Below are 21,046 nucleotides of genomic sequence, written 5' to 3'. Positions count from 1 at the left end.
AGAAAAATGATGACCGAGCGACGTTATTACTACAGCGACGATTTACAGGGCCAGGCGCAGGTATTGAGCTGTGAGCCGGCCGAGGCGGGCGCTTACGCCGTGGAACTGGACGCCACGCTGTTTCACCCGCAGGGCGGCGGGCAGCCGGCCGACGTGGGAGCGTTGAACGGCGTCGCCGTGTTGCGGGTGCAGCAGCAGGGGGATAGGGTGTTGCACTATACCGCGGCGCCGCTGCCGATCGGGCCGGTCAATATGCAGGTCGACGAAGCGCAACGCCGGCTGCACGCCCGCTGGCACTCCGGCGGCCATCTGATCGGCTGGCTGGGGGAAACCCGCGGTTGGCGGCCGGTGAAAGCGCATCATTGGCCGGGAGAAGGGCGCATCACGTTCACGCCAGGGCCGGACGTACAGACGCTGGAGGCGGCGTTTTTACACGCGGAGCTGGCGCGCCTGATCGCCGCCGATTTGCCGCGTCGCCAACAGGCGGTGGACGGGATGCGCCAGATCGGTTTCGGCGATCTGCCCGCCTACGGCTGCGGCGGCACGCATGTCGCCACGTTGGGCGAGGTGGGCGCGATCGCGATTACCGGAGTAAAGATGAAGAAAGGGCAGCTGATCGTGCAGTATGCGCTGGAATAAAAGCGTCAGCGCCCGGCCTGCCGCAGCTGGGTGCAGAAGGCGCACTGGCATCCCGCCACCGGCACCGCCTCACAGCGGCCGATATTCACCGGCTGGGCATCCATAGCGTGAAAGCCGTAAAACAGATTTTCGATGTTCTGTTCCGCCGCACGCGCCTGTTCGGTGCGCGGCTCGGGCACTTTTGACTGAAACGCCGCAGCCTTGCCGGCCAACAGGCTGAGAAACAGCAGCGACAGCTGGATTTTCATCGTCGTCTTCCCTTTACTTTTTTTTGATACGTTATAACAAAACCAAAGCACCGCCAAGCGCCGCTCTCGCGCTCGGCGCCCGCCGGCGCGTGAGCCGGTGCGGTGAACGCCTGAGCTAAATTCGGATTAATCGTTGATTTTATTGAAATTGATGAAATAGTCAGATGCCATCATCCAGGGCATGACAGGGCAGCCAATATTCTAAATACTTAATTGAAGAGGCGCTCGGGGCAGGAGAAGCGCTTTGGGCGCGCGCTTTTGCAGGGCGCGCCCGCCGTTTTTGGCATGGACTGCATTTTCTCAGTGTCGTGGATTGTAAAATGGATTTTTGTAACCGGATTTCCGTGTGTTTATTGACGTTTAATTCATCGCGCCTGCTGCGTGACGTGTTGCAACCTGTGGCGGCGTTCGCCGATGAAATCATCGTGGTGGATTCGGGCAGTACTGACTGCACCTTGGCCATTTGCGACGACTTCAATATCAAGCCTCTTTATCACCCGTTTGAAACCCATGGCCGGCAAATGAATTACGCCATATCCCGCGCGCGACATGACTGGGTTTTGTGCCTGGACAGCGATGAGATCATGGATGATGAAGCGGTCGACGCGATGCGGCTTTTCAAGCGCACCCCAGGCCCCGACAAAAATAACGCCTATCGCATTCGTCGCGATTGGTTTGTGTTGGGACAGGCGGTCAGAACGCTTTATCCCGTCTCGTCACCGGATTACCCCATTCGCTTTTTTCATCGCCAGGTGGTGAAGTTCAATGATGCGCCGGTAGATGATGCGGCGGAAGGGGGCGCATCCACCTTGATACTGGCCGGGCACGTTAAACACGACACTTTTTTCTCAATCGAGGAAGTGTTTGCCAAGCTGAACAGCTATACGGCGCGTGTGGTGAAATACAAGGCGATAAGGCCATCGATTCTCCGAGGGGTGATTAGCGCCATCGGCGCATTTTTCAAGTGGTACATTTTCAGCGGCGCCTGGAAAGCGGGCCGGGTCGGGGCCGTGACCGGCGTTTACGCGGTGTCCTACAGCTTTTTGAAGTATTTCAAGGCGTGGTACCACAGATAGCCGAACGGCGGGCGTGGCGTGAGCTCCCGTTCGATTGCGGCGCGCGATTACGGCGTTGGGCCGGCAATCGCGCGCCGAAGGCGGGGGGCGAACCGCCTTCATCTCCTCGTTTAAACGCTGTCTTCAGCGATCAGCACCTCAGTAATATCAATGCGATGCAGCAGCTTTCTCTGTTTCTCATGGCTGATTTTCTTCATGCGGCGCAGCCGATACAGCTCTTCTCTTTCCGCGTGCAACGAGGCTAAGTACAGCTGCTTTTCCAGCCGCTTCAGCGCCACGATATTCTTAACGTCTTCTTTAGTCAGAATTTTACGTTGCAGCACGTCCAGCATCCGCCGCGTCGTTTCTTCAATCAGTTCCGGCGTGGCGTCGTCCGGCGGGGCGACGAGCAGCTTTTCCTTGGTTTCGTTGACGGCCTTGGTCGCCGCGCTCGCCAAGGCTTCTGAAACGGAGAAAGCCTCTTCCTGATCTTCTTCCGGCGGCAGATTGCCGCGCAACAGGAAGGGCAGCGTGACGATGCCGACGACGATCGACAGCAAGATGACTCCCGAGGCGATAAACACCAGCTGATACCGCCCCGGGAATGGCGAGCCATCCAATAGAAACAGCGGAATTGACAGCACGCCCGCCAGGGTCACCGCCCCTCGCACCCCGGCAAAGGCGGCGACGAACAGATCGCGCGTGCTGAATTTCGAAAATAACAGCGGATCTTTGCGCATCAGGGTCGCGCTGCCGACCTTCATCAGCCACAGCCAAATCAAACGCACGGCGATCAAACTAAAATAGATGATCACCACGTAAGCCAGCAGTGTCTCCAGGCTGATGGAATGATCGATACCGGTTTGCGCCACGGTGAAGTTCAAGATGCCCGGCAGCTGCAGCCCAAGCAGAATAAACACCATGCCGTTAAACACGAACTCGAGCATTTCCCAAATATTATTGGTGCGTAAACGCACCAGCGGCATGCTGCGATTCACTTTGGATTGGCCAATCATCATGCCGGCGCTGACGGCGGCCAGGATGCCGGATACGCCGATTCTTTCCGCAATCAGATAGCAGGAAAAGGGCAGTAACAGCGAGAAAATAATCTGGGTGGCGGAATCGTTATACATCCATTTATGGATGAACTTAACCATTTGATTATAGAGAAAGACAATAATGATGCCGCACAGCACCCCGCCAATCGATACCTGAAGAAAGGTCAGAAAGGCGCTCTCCAGGGTAAACGCCATCGCGCCGAGCGCGACAGCGATGGAGAAGTTGAGGGAAACCAACCCGGAGGCGTCGTTCATCAGCGCCTCCCCTTCAATTACGCTCATCACGGGTTTGGGCATGCGTCCTTTACCGACGATGCCGGACAGCGCCACGGCGTCCGTTGGCGACAGAACGGCGGCCAGGGCAAATGCGGCGGCGAGGGGGATTGACGGGAGCAGGAAGTGGATCAGATAACCCACCCCGACGACCGTGATGATCACCAGCACCAGGGCCAGACAAAGGATTTCTCTGCCGTAATGGATGAACTCTTGCGCCGGCGTTTTCCAACCGTCGGCGAACAGCAGCGGGGGAATAAACAGCATCAAGAAAAGCTCGGGATTGAAGTCGATATGCAACCCAAACTGCGGCCAGGCCAACACGGCGCCAACGATGATTTGCATCAGCGGAAGCGGGATTTGGAAGGGCAATATGCGCGTCACGACGCCGGACAACGAGACGGTGAGCAATAAGATCAATATGGTGAAGAATGTTTCCATCGTGAACCTTTTGTGGATTTAATTTTTCTCGCCGTTATCAAACGGTTTTTCTGCATGCCGCCCCTCTGGCGGGCTCGTCGGCCAAGGCTGAGCAGCGGCCACGGCGGCCGCTGTCGATAAAGAAAGCGCAGTTGAGCAAGGCCGGTCTTCGCCCCGCTGGCCTGTGTGATGGCGCAGGCAAACGGGGCAAAGGGTTAAGGCAGCGCAAACGCCATCACGTAATCGCCGGTTTCTGACGAATGCGCGGCGCCGCCGACCACAATAACAATGTATTGCTTGCCGGTTTTAGGCGAAACGTAGCTCATCGGCGTCGCGCTCGCGCCGACCGGCAGCGCATATTTCCAGACTTCTTTGCCGGTGCTGCTGTTATAGGCGCGCAGATAATAGTCCTGGAAGCCGGCGAAGAAGACCAGGCCGCCGGCGGTCGTCATGGTGCCCGCGTAGGTGGGCATGCCAACCGGCATCGGCAGGTGCGATCTGATGCCCAGCGGCCCCATTTTTTCGGCGGTGCCGGCCGGTATCTGCCAGGCGATCTTTTTGTTTTTGTAATCGACGGCGGTGATCGTGCCGTAAGGGGGTTGGTTGCAAGGCACTTCGAGCGGCGATATCCACATCAACGTGATCATGCCGTATGGCGTGCCGATCATGGGAGAAGGCCCGTGGCCATCGATCACTTTTTGCGGGTACTGCTTCGCGACGCGTTCATAGCTGTCGCGCGCCACTAACCAAAACACATTCGGGATGCGCACATCGTTCATGTAAGCCATATGGTTTACAGGATCAATCGACATGCTCCCCCAGTTGAGTCCGCCTAAATTGCCGGGCTGCTCGAGCGTTGGGCGGGTGCCGATCGGGGTCATGTCGCCCTGGTAATTCATCTGTTTGAACAGGATGCGGCAGGCCATCTGGTCAAACAGGGTGGTGCCCCACATTTTTTCTTCGGTCAGGCGCTCGGCGCCAATGGTCGGCATGCCGACGGAGAACGGCTGGGTTGGCGAGAGGCGCTCTTCCTCTGCGGCGCCTTGCGTCGGCACGGCTTTCTCTTCAACCTGCGCCAGCGGTTTGCCGGTCTCCCGGTTCAGGTAGAAAATCTGCCCGCGTTTGGTGCCGAGCAAAAGGGCGGGCACCGGGCGATGTTGCTCATCAAAACCGTCTACCAGCGCGGGTTGGGACGCGAGGTCATAATCCCAAATGTCGTGATGCGTGGTTTGGAATTTCCAGCGCTCACGGCCTGTTTCAATATCAATGGCGACCAGGGCAGAGTTGTACTCATCCGAATTTTCCGGGCGATTCATGCCGTAATAGTCGGGCGTTGCATTGCCAAGCGGCGCATACAACAAGCCTAATTTGTCGTCATAGGCGGCGGTGGTCCACATATTCGGCGTGCCGCGCGTATAGGTGCTTCCGGCCGGCGGCGCCTTGGTGATGCCCGGATTGCCTAAGTCCCACGCCCAGTCCAACTCGCCGGTTTTGGCGTCGAACGCCCTGATGACGCCGGAAGGCTCGCCTTTCATTACGTTATCGATAACCCAGCCGCCGACGATAATCTTCCTTCTGGCGATGGTCGGCGCCGAGGTTTGGAAGTAATAACCCGGTTTGACTTCCCCCATATGCTGGCCGAGATTCACCTCACCGTTTTGACCGAAGGCGGGGCATTTCTGGCCCGTTTTGGCATCCAGCGCAATGAGGCGGGCATCGATCGTGGTGTGAACGATCGTTTTCTCGCACAGAGCGCCTGGCGCAACATCCTCATTTTTGTAGTAGCCAAGCCCGCGGCAGCGTTGCCAAACGGGGGAGGTGGAATGCGAGTCAAATTTCCAGCGCGCTTTACCCGTATCGGCATCGATAGCGGTGATAAGACCGTTGGGCGTGCAGCTATACACCACATCATCAATCGCGAGCGGGGTATTTTGGTCCACGCCCGGCCGGAAATCGCCGGTGCGATACACCCAGGCGAGTTTCAGATCTTTGACGGTTGAACGGTTCACCTGATTGAACGGCGCGTAGCGCGTTCCTTCCGTCGTGCGGCCATAGGCGCTCCAATCGGCAGGCGCATTGTCGCTTTTGCTCTCGATAAACGTCACGTCGCCAGCAGGGGTAATTTCGCCATGGGGAAAGAAGGCGCCGATAAAGAAAGCGACAAAGGCCACGGATAATGCCGAACCGGCGATGTAAGCCTGCTTTTGACTCTTGGCGCCGTGCAGGTACGAGGGAAGTAAAAACGCGGCGATAATAGAGAGGCCGGCGGGCACCAGCAGACGAGGGAACAATGCCCAGTAGTTAAGCCCCGATTCCCAAAGCGCCCACAGCACCGTCATCAAAAACAGCAGGCCGGTTAAGTAACAAGCCGATTTGCTGCGCTTGAGGACCAGCACTGCGGCGGCGATGTAGCCTATCCCGGTAATGGCATAGTAGAACGATCCGCCGAGGGCGATCAGCCAAATTCCCCCCACGGTTAACGCGACGCCAGAAAAAACCAGCAAGCAAAAGAACGTGATTATTGCGGCTCTCTTACCAAACGATGTTCTAATCATATGTTTTCCTTTGACTTTTAAATCCACATTGGATCACCATCCCATCGCTGCCAACGCGTGAAAATGCCGGCGCGAAAGGCAAGGCATGTCCCGCCTTGAGACTTTTTATTCTTTAACGCTTTAGGGGCATTGAGTTGTCGTTTTGATATCCATTTCAACAGTGGCCATTGCGGCTTGGATCAGTCGCCAGACCAAGATAAGGGGTTTTTATTGGGCGATGACAGAACGCGCGCGATAAAAATAACCATCAACATTTTTATTTAATACCGGGTTGTAACCGTCTCGCAGAGATACGGTTTTGGGTGCGCTGGGCAATCCGATATTTTATTGCAGTGATAAGCGCATTGAATGAAAGAGCCTCTCTGGACTAATTATTTAGAGTGATGATGAATGCGAAATTGCTTTTAATCACGAGGTTGCGTAGAGGTTTACCCTGCGTTGAGTTCAGGGTGAAACATCATTCTTTATCAAGCCGGTGTCGATAGAAACGGCGAAAAAAATGATTTAATGCCATTCTTTCCCCATCGACATAGACAATATAACCTTTCCCGCGTTCGCCGACGGTGACTTTTTCAACATTAACATTAGGATAGTGTTTTTTTAGGTTTTTAGACCATACTTGAATACTCATAATTCTATTTTCCTGACGCGCTTTATTCTTGTTTAAGGCATATTGATAGCACCCGTAAAAATAAGTCTCGTAGAAATAAAATATCGTCACTACCTGGGGATGTCTACAAGCGTGCGGGCGGGATAAAGCGAAAAATGCCGGTTGCGCTCAGGCGGGGTATTTAGTGCAAATAGAATAAAAACAATAAGTTATCCAATCGGCCGCACAAAAAGCAAATGTGGGTAACACATTGATATTTAAGGTTTTGGTACGTAAGTCATATCGAAGTCAACGCTTAACGGATAAGCGGTAATTCCTTGTGGGGGCGAGAAGAACTCATCTTGGCGCGATCTTCATGGCGATATTGACGTGTTTTCCAATTAGATAAGTCTTAAAGTTGGCGCTTTGCAGCGAGTGGGTAATGAGTGGTTTTGAGCCTAAATTCAGCATAAATCTTTATTGTTTAATATAAATCATTACCCTTTTTAATAAATGGCAACGCCGATAGTGACAGGGTTACCGCGCTGGCCCTGGCGCTACCTCTTTCTCTCTGTGCTTGATAGGGAAGACAATGGGGATATAGGTCTTCATCTCTATTCTATCGCCGCCTTTGGGGGTGATAATTTCAATGAGAAAGCGATCGATCATGCCAACTTTATTTATCGGGAATGATTTGGTGTAGATACTTTGCGTGAATTTTTGCGCCTCATCGCTTGCGCCGTCATAACTGAACTCTGCATAAAGTTGCATGTCTTTTTTTCCCTGGGCGTCGGCCAGAGAGGCAAGCACGCTGCCAAGACAGTCTTCTTCAGAAATATAGAGGGTCTTCAAATAGATGCTGACGTAATTCTCTTTCTTGATGCTCGCGCCAAAATTGAAAAAGTTAATCACGCCGCTATCCGTTTTTTTCATGTTATCAATTGCCGCCAATCGCAGCGCGGAAACCGCAGGATGGAAGTGATCTATCTCTGCATCAACGCCATCCCCTGAATCGTCGAAAAATTTTGGCAGGTGCACATAGCGATGCTCGGGAATGCCGTCGAGAAACAGCAATGGGATGGCGGAGGACACGTCCCACGATTTACTTTTGCGATACTGCATCGGCGAGGTTCTGAATTGCTTGCGAAACGCCCGTTCAAAGGATTGATATGACTGAAAGTTCAGCGCTTTAACGATATCGGAAATAGAGAGATTCGTCGCTTTCAACATAAATGCGGCGCGAATGAGTTTTCTGCCCCTCACATAGCTCCCGAAAGTCATCCCTGTTTCATCTTTAAACGCTTTTTGGATATGCCCGCGTGAATATCCGCTTTTTTCTGACAGCATCTCAACGGTGAGCTTCTCATTGAACCCACTTTCTTCCACCCAGGCGAGCAGCTCCTCAATGACTTTGGTTATAAACATGCAGGAGCTCCCTTTTAGTTATCTGCCTAATGGTTGCGTTGGGTAAAATAACGCGTTATCGGTATTCAGCGATAAGCCCCCAATTTATCCGTTCTTTTAGGAAATATCCTGAGTATAGAACGCTTGCAATATTAACGCGGTAAATTAAAAAAAATGTACTTAAAAGTGTCATTTACCAAATAGCAGCGTATGGCGAAGAAGGAGAAAGTGCAGGGATACATTTTAAGTGTATTAATTTATTGATTTTTATGAGTTTGTATGAATGAATCAAGGCGGTTGGAGCACATTTTTTGCTCATTGATAGATAAAAACTCTATATGGCTGTCAATTTATTGACAGTAACATCTTTTCGAATCGAAATAATTAACTATTCTATGTTTAAGAGTGGGTGGTTAAGCGGCAAATAGGCCAGGCAGGGGATTGCGCAATTAAATAATGGTTAATCCAAGGGGGTATCAAGGATAATGACATTCAGGGAGGAGTATGAGGGGGGGATTTTCACGAGAAATAGCGTTTGCTATTTATCTTCTGGCTATGGCCTGCGTTTTTTGAGGCAGAATAAACGCTGAGCGTTGTTCTGTCTTGGCGTCCGTGGTTTATCAGCGTTTTTCCACACGACTTCTTTGTGAATCTCATCTTGTGCGAGAGGTGAATCGGCATCTTTCGCCCTGGAAATGATTTTTGTGCAACGTGATGCGTGGATATATTTGAACGGATATGGGAATGCCATTCTTCGAAAGAAAGCAAGCCGGACAGCTTTTGGTTCCGCAAGAAGAGAGATGCATTCAATAATAAAAATAGCAAGATGACAGGCTTTACTATGGATTGTTCTAACAAGTTCAGACGCAATATTTTAGATGAGATAATCGCTATCATTGAAAAAGCCATTGATACACAAAGCCATGTATCAATAAGGGCGCTATCCATTAAGTCAGGGTATTCCATCGGGCATTTACAGCGGATGTTCTATTTGTATGAAGGGATGAAGATAGGGACCTATATCAGAAAGCGCAGACTAAGCCGCGCGACGTTATTGCTGAAATGTACCGATATGAAGATCTATGAAATCGCGTTGCTCTCCGGGTTTAGTTCTCAGCAATCATTTAGCCGTGCGTTTTCAAATCAATTCGGTTGCCCGCCGAGAACATTCAGAACCCTGCGCGATTGGCCTTTTCTCAATTATCAACCGATTATTGGCTTCGATAAAGAGCCTTTCCCCAGCAGCATCGTGTACTTGAATTTGCATGAGTATTACGAGAATAAAAGGATCGTGCAACTGCTTTCGCCGGTAATCAGCCGGGGGCAGATGAAGGTAAACGTAAAGAATCCAATAACCTGTAGCCTGTACAACGCATCGGCAAAGTACATTGCGATCAGACGCAATGAAAAAAAGATGAGCGAAAATGAGTTCATCCTATCGCTCTATGAGGGGGTGTTGGCTTCCCTGGATATCTTCATCACGCAAAGCGTAATCTTTAAAATTCACGATCACTGCCCAGGTGAAAAGGAAAACGTCAGCATGTGGTATTTCATCCCGATAAAATGAGCTTTGTTTATCGCGCGCGGCAGCAGGTTGCCTGATCACAACGGAAAGCTTGGGTTATGCCATCGATATTTTGATGGCGCCCTCCCGTCAACGCCCCATAAGCCTGTTGCCGCCAACGGAACGGTTGATGAGGGAGAAAAAAAACCGACCGCGAGGGTCGGTAAGCATGGGGTATTCAATAGGTATGACAACACTACAATTAAATAATAGCGCGCGTTGAGGTTTTGTCTTTACCGAAAAGTGTTATCTCACGGAACAATAGACTCGGCATGCGCGCATCCTCTTTGGCAATAAGACGTGGGGCCTGCGACGCGCAGGCGTCATGAAATGAAGATAAAAAAAGCCGGCGATTAACGCCGGCCAATGAAACATCGACAATCTCTCTGAGATGCACGGCCCTACACGGGAAATAAGGCCATGCAGTTGCTATGTAATCCTACCTGGCGCGTTTTTTTTTACCAAAAAGCGATATTTTTTGTCAGGGGAGGTGGGAGAATAAAAAAGCCGGTCGTGACGACCGGCGAATGCGAAAATAACAGGGTAACGTTAATTGAAAGTGCACATAAAATGATAGCGAATTAATCCTAGCACTGACATCGGCGGTATATTTTACCTAAAAATGTCTTTGCGGCATTGGCATTACCGCCCGGCTCCGACGGCGGTATGAGTTTGTGCGCAGAGGAGAAAGGGCGGCCGATGCTGCGCCCTCCGAAACCAGGCTAAGATCCCAGCGGCCAAACCGCCTCGCGCACGGCGATCGCTTTGGGCAACAGCCCCAGGGCGTAGAAGCGGTCGGCGATGCTTTGCTGCTGGCGGATCACCTGCAAATCCATGGCGCGGATCTCGTGGCTGCGGCGCGACAGCGCGAGTTCCAGCGAGGCGCTCGCCAGCCCCAGTTCGTCGGAAAGGTGACGAGCGGCTTCTCTCGGCTGCGCGGCAATGTAGCGGCCGGTGTGCTGCAATGCTTGCATCAGCGGCTGCAACAGATCGCCCGAGCGTTCGGCGAACTCGCGGCGCGCCAGATAGAATTGCTGATTGAGCACCCGTTGGGTGCCGTCGGCGATCACGCGCAGTTCCCCGCTGCGCTGCGCGTCGCTGAGCAGCGGATCCCACATCATCCAGGCGTCCACCGCCTGCAGGTCGGTCGCCGACAGCGGATACTTCGGCGGCGCATAAACGATGCGCACATCGTTCAACGTCATTCCCTGTTCGTCCAACATCTGCAGCAATAAATAGTGCACGTTGGAGCCTTTGTTGAGTGCGATGCGTTTGCCGCGCAGATCGGCGGCGCTGCGTATCGGGCTGTCTTGCGGCACCACCATCGCCACGCTTTGCGGCGCCGGCGGCTCAAACCCGACATACACCAGCGCGTTGCCCTGCGCCTGCGCGAAGATCGGCGGCACTTCGCCGGTGGTGCCGAAGTCTATTTCATCGCCGTCGAGCGCGTGCAGCAGCTGCGGCCCGGCGGGAAACTCGCTCCACAGTACGCTGATGCGCTGTGCGGCGAAGTGCTGTTCCAGGCTTTGCCGCGCCTTGAGCACGCCGAGGTTGCCAAATTTTTGATAGCCGATGCGCAGTTCGCGTTCGGGCAGCGGCGCTGCGCTGATGGCCGGCGAATGCGCGGGCGCGCCGACGCTGCGGCGGCGCGGTTTGATCAGACCAAGATGCGCCAAATGGGTGCGCAGGGTATTGCGGCTGACGCCGAGCAAGGCCGCCGCCTGCAGCTGGTTGCCGCCGCTGCGTTCGAAGGCGTTGCGCACCAGCGCATCCAGCACCCGTTGGTAGAGCTGGGTACCGTCGCCTTGCAACTGCTGCTGCACGAAGCGATCGATGGCGTCGTCACCGCCGCCGCCGTGATCCGTCAGGCGTTGCGTGAGCCGCAGTTGCTGCGGGGCGATCGGCCCCTCCTGGCTCAGCAAGACCGCATTATGCAGCGTGTTCTCCAGCTCGCGCACGTTGCCGGGCCAGGGGTAGTCCAGCAGCGCCTGCTGCGCCTCCACCGTCAACTGCAGCGGCGGCCGTCCCAGCCGGCGGGCGTACAGCGAAAGAAAGTGTCTGGTCAGCGCCGGAATGTCCTCTGGCCGCTGGCGCAACGGGGGTAAGGTCACCGCCGCGACGTTCAGCCGGTAATAGAGGTCTTCGCGGAAGCGTCGTTGGCGGATTGCGCCGGCCAGATCGACGTGGGTGGCGGCGATGACCCGCACATCGATCTTCAGCGGTTTGCGCGAACCGACGCGGGTGATTTCCCGTTCCTGCAACACGCGCAGCAGCTTGACCTGCAGCGACAGGTTGAGTTCGCCGATCTCGTCCAGCAGCAGGGTGCCGCCTTCCGCCGCTTCGAACCAGCCCTGATGGGTGCCGACGGCGCCGGTGAAGGCGCCTTTCTCATGGCCGAACAATTCGGCTTCCGCCAGGCTTTCCGTCAGCGCGCCGCAGTTGACCGCCAAAAAAGGGCGATGGCGGCGCGCGCTGTGGTGGTGCAGATAGCGCGCCACCACCTCTTTGCCTGTGCCGGTTTCGCCGACGATCAGTACGGTGGCATCGGTGGGGGCCAGCCGATCGAGCACGCTTTGCAGAGCGAGCGACGCCGGATCGATCAGCACCGGTTTGTCGGCGGCGAACGGTTGGGGATCGTACATGGGCGTCTCCTGGCTGACGGCGAAGGGGGAAAAAATCTTATCCCAGCCCATGAGCGGCCGCGAGAGGGTAAAAGGCGCACGGTGCTGCATTGGCAACAGCTTTTCGCCGCCGCCTGCTGCCAATGCAGCAGCGCTCGGGCGGTAATGTCTTTTCAACGCATTGATATGTATTGCTTTTTAAAATCCGCCACTGTGGCATGCATCCTGCTTTTCGGTTTATAACCAAGCAAGATTTTTCTATCGATAAATATTGAGAATAGTTATATAGGAAAAGCATAAATGACTGAGTCAGCGAAAGAACGCATCAACGTTTTCTGGTTTCTACCGACCCACGGCGATGGCCGCTATCTGGGCACGGCGCAGGGCGGGCGCCCGGTAGACTTGCCTTACTTGCAGCAAGTGGCGCTGGCCGCCGATAACCTCGGCTATTACGGCGTGCTGATCCCAACCGGTAAAAGCTGCGAGGATTCCTGGTTGGTGGCGGCGGCGCTGGCACCGATCACCCGTCGGTTGCGCTATCTGGTGGCGGTGCGCCCCGGCCTGCAGCCGCCGAGTCTGGCGGCGCGCATGGCCGCGACGCTGGATCGGTTGTCGGACGGGCGCCTGCTGATCAACGTGGTGACCGGCGGCGATCCGGTGGAAAACAAAGGGGATGGCATCTTCCTCAGCCATGCCGAACGCTACGAGGTGACACAGGAATTTCTCACGGTGTATCAACGGCTGCTGCAAGGGGAGAAGGTGGATTTCAGCGGTAAGCATATTCGCGTCGAAGGCGCCGAACTGCTGTTCCCGCCGGTGCAGGAAAACGGCCCGCCGCTCTATTTCGGCGGCTCCTCGCCGGAAGCGATCGACATCGCCGCCGGGCAGATCGACACCTACCTGACCTGGGGCGAGCCGCTGGCTCAGGTGGCGGAAAAGCTGGCGGCGGTGCGCCAGCGCGCCGAGCGGCAGGGGCGTAAACTCAGCTACGGCATTCGCCTGCACGTTATCGTGCGCGAAACCGAAGACGAAGCCTGGGCGGCGGCTGAGCGCCTGATCGCGCATCTGGATGACGACACCATCGCGGCGGCGCAGCAGATCTTTGCGCGCATGGACTCCACCGGCCAGCGCCGCATGAGCGAGCTGCATGGCGGCTCGCGCGAGAGTCTGCGCATCGGCCCCAACCTGTGGGCCGGCGTCGGCCTGGTGCGCGGCGGCGCCGGCACCGCGTTGGTGGGCAATCCGCAGCAGGTGGCGGCGCGCATACGCGAGTATCAGGCGCTGGGCATCGACAATTTCATCCTTTCCGGCTATCCGCATCTGGAAGAGGCCCACCGCTTCGCCGAACTGGTGATGCCGCTGTTGCCGCTGGCGCAGCCGGCCCATCAGACGGCCCGCACGATCAATACCGGCCCGTTCGGCGAAACCATCGGCGGCGATCGTCGCCCCGGCCCGGCGCAGCGGGAGGGCTGATGGCGAAGCGTGCCCATATTATCGTTATCGGCGGCGGTTTCACCGGCGCGGCGCTGGCGATCCAGCTGGCGCGCGGAGCGGTGGATGTCACGGTGATCGAACCGCGCGCGGCGCCGGGCTATGGCGTGGCCTACTCGACCACTGAACCGACCCACCGCATCAACGTCCCGGCCGATCGGATGCAGCTGGCGGATGAACCGGCGGGGGATTTTGACCGCTGGTATCGCTTGGGCGGCGGATTGGTGGCCGATCCGCAGGCGTTGTGGCGCGACGGTAAAGCCTATCCGCAGCGCGGCGCCTTCGGCCGCTATGTCGAGGAACGTTTCCATCAGGCGGCGCAGTCGGGCCGGGCCCGCTTGCGGCACCTGCGCGATCGGGCGCTGCACCTACAGCCGCAGGCGCAGGGCGCGACCGTCATCACCGCCGGCGGCGAACGGCTGTGGGGCGACTATGTGGTGTTGGCGACCAGTCATCCGCCGCCCGCGCTGCCGCGGCAGATCGCCCCGGAGCTGGCGTGCGATGCGCGTCTGATCGCCAATCCCTGGGCGGCGGAGGCGCTGGACGAAGTTGAACCCGGTGAGGCGTTGGCGATCGTCGGCACTGGGCTGACGATGGCCGATACGGTGGCGGCGTTGCACCGCCGCGGGCATCGCGGGCCGATTATCGCGTTCTCTCGTCACGGCCTGTTGCCGCGTGCCAATGCCGAAGGGGAGTACCCGACGTGGTCGTTTACCCCGCCATCCGGACTGCGTGACGGGGTGCGGCAGGTGCGCCTTGAGGTGGCGCGCGCCGCTGGGCAACGGGTGCCGTGGCAGGCGGTGTTGGACGCGGTGCGCGCCCAGGGCCAGCGTCTGTGGCAAGCGTTGACGCTGACCGAACAGCAGCGCTTTCTGCGGCATCTGCGCGCCTATTGGGACGTGCACCGCTATCGCATTGCGCCGCAGGTGAGCACGCTGCTGGCGGAGCAACAGGCGGCGGGCACGCTGCAGGTTTTGGCCGCTCGTCTGCGGCGGGCGGAACCCTCGCCGCAGGGCGTGCGCTTGACGATTCTGCCGCGCCAGGGCGCAGAGCGGGCGCTGCAGGCGCAGCGGCTGCTGATCACCACGGGCCCGGCTCATGCCGGCCTGATCGCCGCCAGCCCGTTGCTCAGCTCGCTGGCTGAGCAGGGGGCGCTGCGCGCCGATCCGCTGGGATTGGGGCTGTGGGTCAATGCCGCCAGCCAGGCGATCGGCGGCGACGGCCTTGCCAACCCGCGGCTGCTGGTGGCCGGCCCGGCGGCGCGCGGCCGCTTCGGCGAACTGATGGGGCTGCCGCAGGTGGCGGAACACGCCGAAAGCGTCGCGCGTCATCTGCTGGCGGCGATCGCCGCCGGAGGGTGACAGTGCGATTTACCGGCAGACTCAAGCGTCAGTCCGCCCACACCTGCGTGCTGCGCGGGCTGTCCATCTGATAATCCGAGTAGGGGCGGGTGAAGAACTCGCGCCCCAACTCGCGGGCGGCCCGCAGCGGGTTGCGCGGATCGCGGGCGATCTCGCCGCGTTGGTTGCCGGCGCCGTGCACCAGCCCAACGAAGGCGGAATGGGTGTAGCGGCTGAACTCCTGGATCTGATGCACGATGCCCAGCGCCGCGCCGGGGTAGGCCTCTTCCGACGCCACCGCCAGCCCGATGCGCTTGCCGCTCATGCGTTGGTGCACGTCCGCCGCCTGAGGGTAGGCATTGGAATAGAAGCTGAACGAGCGATCGAAAAAGGCCTTGGTTTGCGCCGACATGCCGTACCAGTAAATCGGCGTGCAAAATACCGCGCCGTCGGCCGGCAGGAAGTGCTCCAGGAACAACTCGGCGTAGCGATCGGCCGGCGGCGGCGTATGGCGTTCATCGCTCAGAAAACCGCTCAGGTAATCGTCGAGAAAATGCAGGCTGGCGACGGTGCCGGCTTCGGCGGCGCCCGCCATGATCGCCTGTGCCAGCGTGGCGCTGTTGCCGTCGCGGCGCGGGCTGCCGACCAGCACCGCCAAACGCTTGGGTTGATGAGTTGCATTCATGTCATATTCCTCTGTGTGAAATGAATTCAGCCTTACTCTAGAAACAAACCCCGGCGGGCGACAAATGACGGCTTTTCTGCCAGGATGAATTCAACTCACTTGGAGAGGCTTCGCCATGTTCGCCACGCTGCCCGTCAACGCATTACGCACCTTCGAATCCGCCGCTCGCCTGCGCAGCTTCAAACTGGCGGCGGCCGAGCTGGCGGTGACGCCGACGGCGATATCACACCAGATCAAAGCGTTGGAGCAGCAGTTGGGGTTTGCGCTGTTCGAGCGGGTGCCGCGCGGCGTGCGGCTGACACCGAAGGGGGAAACGCTGTTTGCCGGGGTGCACGGCGCGCTGCTGGACGTCGCCGCCACGCTCGAAGGCCTGCGGCCGCAGCCCAGCGCAGGCTCGCTGTGCGTTTCGGTGACGCACTCGTTCGCGGCGCTGTGGCTGGTGCCGCGCCTGGGGCGCTTCTATCAGGCGTATCCGCACTATCTGGTGCGCCTGGAGGCCTGCGCCGAGGTGATCGATCTGCAGCAAGACGCCAGCGTGGACGTGGCGGTGCGCTACAGCTGCGCGCACTATCCCGCGCTGCATCAGGCGGCGCGGCTGGAGGAAAGCTTTGGCGTCTACGCCGCGCCGGGGCTGGCCGCCGCCGAGCCGGAAAATCCGGTGCTGATCACCGTCAAGTGGGGGGATTCGGCGCAGTACGACAGCGGCTGGCATGACTGGTGCCGGGCCGCCGGGGTCGATTGGTGGCGGCGCCATGCGGCGATGCGCAGCTATCACGAGGAGCATTACGCCCTGCAGGCGGCGGTGGCCGGGCAAGGGTGGGTGCTCGCCAGCTCGGTGATGGTGTCCGAGATGGTGGACAACGGCCTGCTGGCGGCGTACCGGCCCGAGGTGCGCGTACCGGGCGCCGCATACAGCGTGCTGTGCGCGCCGGGGCGCGAGCGGCATCCGCCGGTCAGGGCGTTTCTGGCCTGGCTGCAGCAGGAATTGCCGCAGGACAATGGCACGAAATAAAAGTTTTACCGTCCTAAGCTGTGGGAATATCAGCGAACTTTTGTTTTTACTTCACTGCGAGAACCTATCATGAGCCAGCCAAGAATCTCCGATTACCCGATTGATGCGCAATTTATCGAGCGCTGGTCGCCGCGCGCGATGACCAACGACGCCATCGACGATCAAACGCTGCTGAGCTTCTTTGAAGCGGCGCGCTGGTCGCCTTCGGCCTACAACATTCAGCCGTGGCGCTTTGCCTACAGCAAGCACGGCTCCGACAGCTGGGAGAACTACCTGGAGTTCCTGATCGACTTCAACCGCGGCTGGGCGCAACACGCTTCGGCGCTGGTGGTGATCGTCTCCAAAACCACCAGCCTGAACGGCGAGCGGCTGGTGGACAACCCGACCCACGCGTTCGACACCGGCGCCGCCTGGGCCAACCTGGCGCATCAGGCGCACCTGAAAGGCTGGCTGACCCACTGCATGAGCGGCATTCACCACGACAAGATTAAGGCGGCGCTGCAGCTGCCGGACGATTATGCGGTGCACGCCATGGTGGCGATCGGCAAACCGGGCGACAAATCCCGCCTGCCGGATTTCCTGCAGGAGAAAGAAGCGCCGTCGGGCCGCCTGCCGCTGGGCAACACCGTCAGCGAAGGGCTGAATTTCACGCTGTGATCGCGCCTTCTCGCCGAGGCCCGCTTGGCGGGCCTTTTTTATGCGGCGAGTAAAACTTTGGGAGTATGTTCGCGTTCGCCCATTCGCTGTATATTTTGTTATATAGCGATTGCGTGATAAGGAGGAACCGATGGGGGATCATTTTGGCAAAGGGCTGTTGGCGGGATTAAAAGCGGACAACCTGAAACCCGAGGCGGAGCTGTCGCGCTTTTGCTCCGACTACAAGCGCGGTTTCGTGCTCGGCTATGCGCACCATTTGGCGCAGCGCTGCGGCGACGAGAACCGGGCGGCGTTCGAGGCCGGGCAGCTCAGCCGCGCCTATGGGCTTGGCAGCGAGCCGATGAGCGAGTTCTTCTCCGGCGGCGACAGCCGGTTGGCGGAGAAGTTTTTCCGCGCCGGCTATAACCGCCCGGCGCAGGGTTAGGGCAGACGGCCGTCAGGCGGCGCTCAGCACTGCCACCATATACACGCACGGTTGGTCGCTCTGATTTTCAAATCGGCAGTCCGCTGGCGGGCCGAGCTCCAGGCAGTCTCCCTCGGCCATCTCATGGCGCGCGTCACCCTCGATAAAGACCAGTGCGCCGGATAAGACCCAGATCAGCTGACGTTTGAACGCGTACACCGAAGCCGGCATCGGGATCGCCGCGCCGGCCGGCAGTTCGATGCGCACCAGATCGAGCGGCAAATCGGTGCGGGGCGACACGTGGCGCCGCACGTAACCGCTCTCGGGATCGACCCAGACCGGCTGATCTTCCCGGCGCAGCAGCCGGCCTTCCTGCGTTTCCGCTCGGGCGATCAGCTTGGACATGCTGAGGCCGAACGCGCCCGCCAGTCTGCCCAACAGCATCGCCGTCGGGCTGCTCTCGCCGCGTTCGATCTTATGAACCATCGCCCGTGAGACGCCAGCCCGTTCGGCCAAATCGGACAGCGACCAGTGGCGCGCTTCGCGTTCAATGCGAATGCGTGCGCCGATCAGCTGATTTAGATTGTCTAATTTAATATTCATATCGTAGTATTATAGTGGACAATTGGCCGGGGTAAACCATGATTATACGAAATGCGACGTTCAACGATAGCGCGGCGATTGCCGCTATCTATAACGACGCGGTGTTGAACAGCACCGCCATCTGGAATGAACAAACCGTGGATGCGGCCAACCGCGCGGCGTGGATCGGCGAACGGCAGGCGGCGGGTTACCCGGTGCTGGTGGCGGTGAACGCCGAGGACGAGGCGATCGGCTACGCGTCGTTCGGCGACTGGCGCGCCTGGGACGGTTATCGCCACACCGTGGAACATTCGGTGTATGTCCATCAGGCGCATCGCGGCGCAGGGATTGGCAAGGCGCTGCTGCTGGCGCTGATCGCACGGGCGCGGGAAATCGGCAAACATGTGATGGTGGCCGGCATCGAATCCGGCAATCAGGCCTCGATTAAGCTGCATCTGGCGCTGGGGTTCCGCGACGTGGGGCGCATGGAACAGGTGGGCGCCAAATTCGGCCAATGGTTGGATCTGACGTTCCTGCAACTGAGGCTCGACGAACGGGTGACGCCGCCCGCGCGCTGATCCCGGGAGACAGGGCGATGAATATGCTGTTACTGCTGATCGCGGCCGGGATGGGGCTGGTGGTGCAGAATCTGCTGATGGTGCGCATCACCGAAAGCGTCTCGACCATCCTTATCACGCTGGTGATCAACTCCAGCGTCGGTTTGTTGCTGCTGGTAGGGTTGCTGCTGGCCAAAAACGGCCTCGGCGCGGTGACGGAAGTGACCGGCGCCGCCAGGTGGTGGATGCTGTTGCCGGGGCTGCTGGGATCGCTGTTCGTGTTCGCCGGCATCCTGGGCTACCAAAAACTGGGCGCGGCGGCCACCATTTCGATCCTGGTCGCCAGCCAGCTGTGCATGGGGCTGTTGGTGGACGTCTACCGCGCCGGCCCGGCGGCGCTGCGCGAGAATCTGCCGGCGCTGTTCGGCGCTCTGCTGCTGGTGGCGGGCGCCTATCTGGTGGCGAAACGCAGCTTTTGACGGCGGCTGAAAGGCAAAAAGCCCGCTCGGGTTTCCCTGAGCGGGCTTCTCTAAATATGGCTCCTCTGACTGGACTCGAACCAGTGACATACGGATTAACAGTCCGCCGTTCTACCGACTGAACTACAGAGGAATCGTGTGAACGGGGCGAATAATAGCGGGGCGGTTGCGGCTTGTAAAGCGCGAAAACGCCCGGCGCGCGCGTTTGCTGCAAGATTACCCAACCTGCTGCTTTTTCTCGCTTTTATCGCTTACCTCACGCGCAGCGCCGCCGGATTGCCCGCTGAGGCGGCGCCGTTGCCTGCCGGTGGTGCAACGCGTGCCCTGCGTTGTGGCGCGCCTCGCCCGATAAACGGCCATTTGTCGCCGTTTTTGGCCTTTTGACGACTCTGGCCTGGATCTTGCTGCGGTTGCATGACCGGATTTCGGCATTCTCAATTTAGCGGCTCGCTGGAGGCACTATGAATCTCAGACGTCTGAAGTACTTCGTGAAAATCGTCGATGTCGGCAGCCTGACCCAGGCGGCGGAGGTGTTGCATATCGCCCAGCCGGCGCTCAGCCAGCAGTTGGCGACGCTGGAGGGGGAGCTGAAGCAACAGCTGCTGATCCGCACCAAGCGCGGGGTGCAGCCGACCGAGGCCGGCAACATTCTGTATGCCCACGCGCAAACCATTTTGCGCCAGTGCGAGCAGGCGCAGAGCGCGGTCAACAGCGCCGGGCAGGCGATGAGCGGCCAGGTGTCTCTCGGGTTGGCGTCGGGGAGCACCGCAGCGCAGCTGGCGCTGCCGCTGCTGCAAACCCTGCGCGATCAGCAGCCGGGCATTTTGCTCAGCCTGCATGAAAACAGCGGCGCGGCGCTGGCCGGACAGGTGGCCAACCAGACGCTGGACATGGCGATGGTCTACGGCGCCAAAATGCCCGCCGGTCTGCACACCGTCGCGCTGATGCGGGAGGATCTCTATCTGGTGGCGACGCGCGCGGTGCCGCATCCCGGTAACAGCGTCGAGCTGCTGGACGTGGCGCGGCTGAACCTGTTCCTGCCGCGCGAGGGGGATGCGGTGCGCAACCAACTGGAGGAGGCGATGGCGCTGCGCAAGCTGGCTGTCAACGTGGTGGGGGAGATTGAATCCTCGGGTGCGCTGAGCGCCGCGATCGCCGGCGGGTTGGGGGCGACCGTATTGCCGGAGTCGGTGGCGCGCGCGATGATCGGCCCGGCCAAGGCCTGGATGGCGCGCATCAATGCGCCGACGATGTCGGTGCCGCTGTCGCTGTGCATGTCGGGCCAACAGTCGCTGTCCGCCCCGGCGCTGCTGGTGAAAGACCTGCTGCTGTCGATCGCCGGTGGCCGCAGCCAGGAGAAGCGCGCGCTGGCGCTGGTGCGTTGAGGAAAAAACGGCCCGCCGCAGCGGGCCTG

Annotated in this window: 19 protein-coding genes and 1 tRNA gene; 11 read left to right on the top strand and 9 right to left on the bottom strand. The window is 58.6% G+C overall.

Features of this window, described 5'->3' with window-relative positions; genetic code table 11:
- Window positions 1–9: 9 nt before the first annotated feature.
- The gene (locus EDY99_RS12875; RefSeq protein WP_060660523.1) at window positions 10–639 is read left to right on the top strand and encodes a hypothetical protein; all 630 of its coding nucleotides are present in this window, start codon (window positions 10–12) and stop codon (window positions 637–639) included.
- Window positions 640–644: 5 nt separating this feature from the next.
- Here EDY99_RS12875 and EDY99_RS12870 read toward each other — a convergent pair whose 3' ends face one another.
- Window positions 645–887, bottom strand: a complete 243-nt coding sequence (locus EDY99_RS12870; protein WP_015378427.1) for a hypothetical protein — start codon at window positions 885–887, stop codon at window positions 645–647.
- 320 nt (window positions 888–1,207) lie between these two features.
- Here EDY99_RS12870 and EDY99_RS12865 point away from each other — a divergent pair, with 320 nt between their 5' ends.
- Window positions 1,208–1,963 carry a glycosyltransferase family 2 protein gene (locus tag EDY99_RS12865; RefSeq protein ID WP_123061804.1) on the top strand — a complete coding sequence of 252 codons (756 nt, stop codon included), beginning with the start codon at window positions 1,208–1,210 and terminating at the stop codon, window positions 1,961–1,963.
- Window positions 1,964–2,073: 110 nt separating this feature from the next.
- Here EDY99_RS12865 and EDY99_RS12860 read toward each other — a convergent pair whose 3' ends face one another.
- The 4 genes from EDY99_RS12860 to EDY99_RS12850 form a co-directional block, all read right to left on the bottom strand.
- A complete protein-coding gene (locus EDY99_RS12860) occupies window positions 2,074–3,714 on the bottom strand; it encodes a Na+/H+ antiporter (protein ID WP_016927100.1) in 1,641 nt (546 codons plus the stop codon).
- A 194-nt stretch (window positions 3,715–3,908) separates the two neighbouring features.
- A complete protein-coding gene (locus tag EDY99_RS12855) occupies window positions 3,909–6,248 on the bottom strand; it encodes a membrane-bound PQQ-dependent dehydrogenase, glucose/quinate/shikimate family (protein ID WP_123061803.1) in 2,340 nt (779 codons plus the stop codon).
- Window positions 6,249–6,705: 457 nt separating this feature from the next.
- A complete protein-coding gene (locus EDY99_RS24620) occupies window positions 6,706–6,879 on the bottom strand; it encodes a hypothetical protein (protein ID WP_154219870.1) in 174 nt (57 codons plus the stop codon).
- 495 nt (window positions 6,880–7,374) lie between these two features.
- A complete protein-coding gene (locus EDY99_RS12850; RefSeq protein WP_033643699.1) occupies window positions 7,375–8,262 on the bottom strand; it encodes a helix-turn-helix domain-containing protein in 888 nt (295 codons plus the stop codon).
- Window positions 8,263–8,959: 697 nt separating this feature from the next.
- Here EDY99_RS12850 and EDY99_RS12845 point away from each other — a divergent pair.
- On the top strand, window positions 8,960–9,808 hold the full coding sequence (locus EDY99_RS12845; RefSeq protein ID WP_223524802.1) for a helix-turn-helix domain-containing protein: 849 nt from the start codon (window positions 8,960–8,962) through the stop codon (window positions 9,806–9,808).
- 719 nt (window positions 9,809–10,527) lie between these two features.
- On the opposite strand, the gene EDY99_RS12840 is transcribed toward EDY99_RS12845, so the two are convergent.
- On the bottom strand, window positions 10,528–12,447 hold the full coding sequence (locus tag EDY99_RS12840) for a sigma-54-dependent Fis family transcriptional regulator (RefSeq protein WP_123061802.1): 1,920 nt from the start codon (window positions 12,445–12,447) through the stop codon (window positions 10,528–10,530).
- 279 nt (window positions 12,448–12,726) lie between these two features.
- Between EDY99_RS12840 and ssuD the strand changes: the two genes are divergently transcribed.
- The gene (gene ssuD / locus EDY99_RS12835; protein WP_047025380.1) at window positions 12,727–13,899 is read left to right on the top strand and encodes an FMNH2-dependent alkanesulfonate monooxygenase; all 1,173 of its coding nucleotides are present in this window, start codon (window positions 12,727–12,729) and stop codon (window positions 13,897–13,899) included.
- Window positions 13,899–15,278, top strand: a complete 1,380-nt coding sequence (locus EDY99_RS12830) for an FAD/NAD(P)-binding protein (RefSeq protein ID WP_123061801.1) — start codon at window positions 13,899–13,901, stop codon at window positions 15,276–15,278. The genes ssuD and EDY99_RS12830 overlap by 1 nt, the downstream gene beginning before the upstream one ends.
- A 28-nt stretch (window positions 15,279–15,306) precedes the next feature.
- Here the strand turns inward: EDY99_RS12830 and EDY99_RS12825 are convergent, their stop codons facing one another.
- A complete protein-coding gene (locus tag EDY99_RS12825; protein ID WP_047574567.1) occupies window positions 15,307–15,942 on the bottom strand; it encodes a flavodoxin family protein in 636 nt (211 codons plus the stop codon).
- A 115-nt stretch (window positions 15,943–16,057) separates the two neighbouring features.
- Between EDY99_RS12825 and EDY99_RS12820 the strand changes: the two genes are divergently transcribed.
- The 3 genes from EDY99_RS12820 (at window position 16,058) to EDY99_RS12810 (ending at window position 18,035) form a co-directional block, all read left to right on the top strand.
- Complete coding sequence (locus tag EDY99_RS12820) at window positions 16,058–16,954, top strand: LysR substrate-binding domain-containing protein (RefSeq protein ID WP_123061800.1); 897 nt, start codon at window positions 16,058–16,060, stop codon at window positions 16,952–16,954.
- Between the two features lie 69 nt (window positions 16,955–17,023).
- Window positions 17,024–17,611 carry a nitroreductase family protein gene (locus EDY99_RS12815; RefSeq protein WP_033643691.1) on the top strand — a complete coding sequence of 196 codons (588 nt, stop codon included), beginning with the start codon at window positions 17,024–17,026 and terminating at the stop codon, window positions 17,609–17,611.
- 130 nt (window positions 17,612–17,741) lie between these two features.
- Complete coding sequence (locus EDY99_RS12810) at window positions 17,742–18,035, top strand: DUF2623 family protein (protein ID WP_033643690.1); 294 nt, start codon at window positions 17,742–17,744, stop codon at window positions 18,033–18,035.
- A gap of 12 nt (window positions 18,036–18,047) precedes the next feature.
- Here the strand turns inward: EDY99_RS12810 and EDY99_RS12805 are convergent, their stop codons facing one another.
- On the bottom strand, window positions 18,048–18,617 hold the full coding sequence (locus EDY99_RS12805; protein WP_033643689.1) for an XRE family transcriptional regulator: 570 nt from the start codon (window positions 18,615–18,617) through the stop codon (window positions 18,048–18,050).
- Between the two features lie 38 nt (window positions 18,618–18,655).
- Between EDY99_RS12805 and EDY99_RS12800 the strand changes: the two genes are divergently transcribed.
- The gene (locus tag EDY99_RS12800; protein WP_033643688.1) at window positions 18,656–19,174 is read left to right on the top strand and encodes a GNAT family N-acetyltransferase; all 519 of its coding nucleotides are present in this window, start codon (window positions 18,656–18,658) and stop codon (window positions 19,172–19,174) included.
- 17 nt (window positions 19,175–19,191) lie between these two features.
- Window positions 19,192–19,632: a DMT family transporter gene (locus EDY99_RS12795; protein ID WP_033643687.1), complete on the top strand. Its 441-nt coding sequence runs from the start codon at window positions 19,192–19,194 to the stop codon at window positions 19,630–19,632.
- A gap of 57 nt (window positions 19,633–19,689) precedes the next feature.
- Here the strand turns inward: EDY99_RS12795 and EDY99_RS12790 are convergent.
- Window positions 19,690–19,765 (bottom strand) — tRNA-Asn (locus tag EDY99_RS12790).
- 328 nt (window positions 19,766–20,093) lie between these two features.
- Between EDY99_RS12790 and nac the strand changes: the two genes are divergently transcribed.
- On the top strand, window positions 20,094–21,017 hold the full coding sequence (gene nac, locus EDY99_RS12785) for a nitrogen assimilation transcriptional regulator NAC (protein WP_033643686.1): 924 nt from the start codon (window positions 20,094–20,096) through the stop codon (window positions 21,015–21,017).
- The last annotated feature ends 29 nt before the right edge of the window (window positions 21,018–21,046 follow it).

Origin of the sequence: Serratia sp. LS-1 (assembly GCF_003719595.1) — a bacterium.
GTDB classification, from domain to species: domain Bacteria; phylum Pseudomonadota; class Gammaproteobacteria; order Enterobacterales; family Enterobacteriaceae; genus Serratia; species Serratia ureilytica.
Note: the sequence above shows the minus strand (reverse complement) of the source record. Positions and strands in the feature narration are given on the sequence as shown.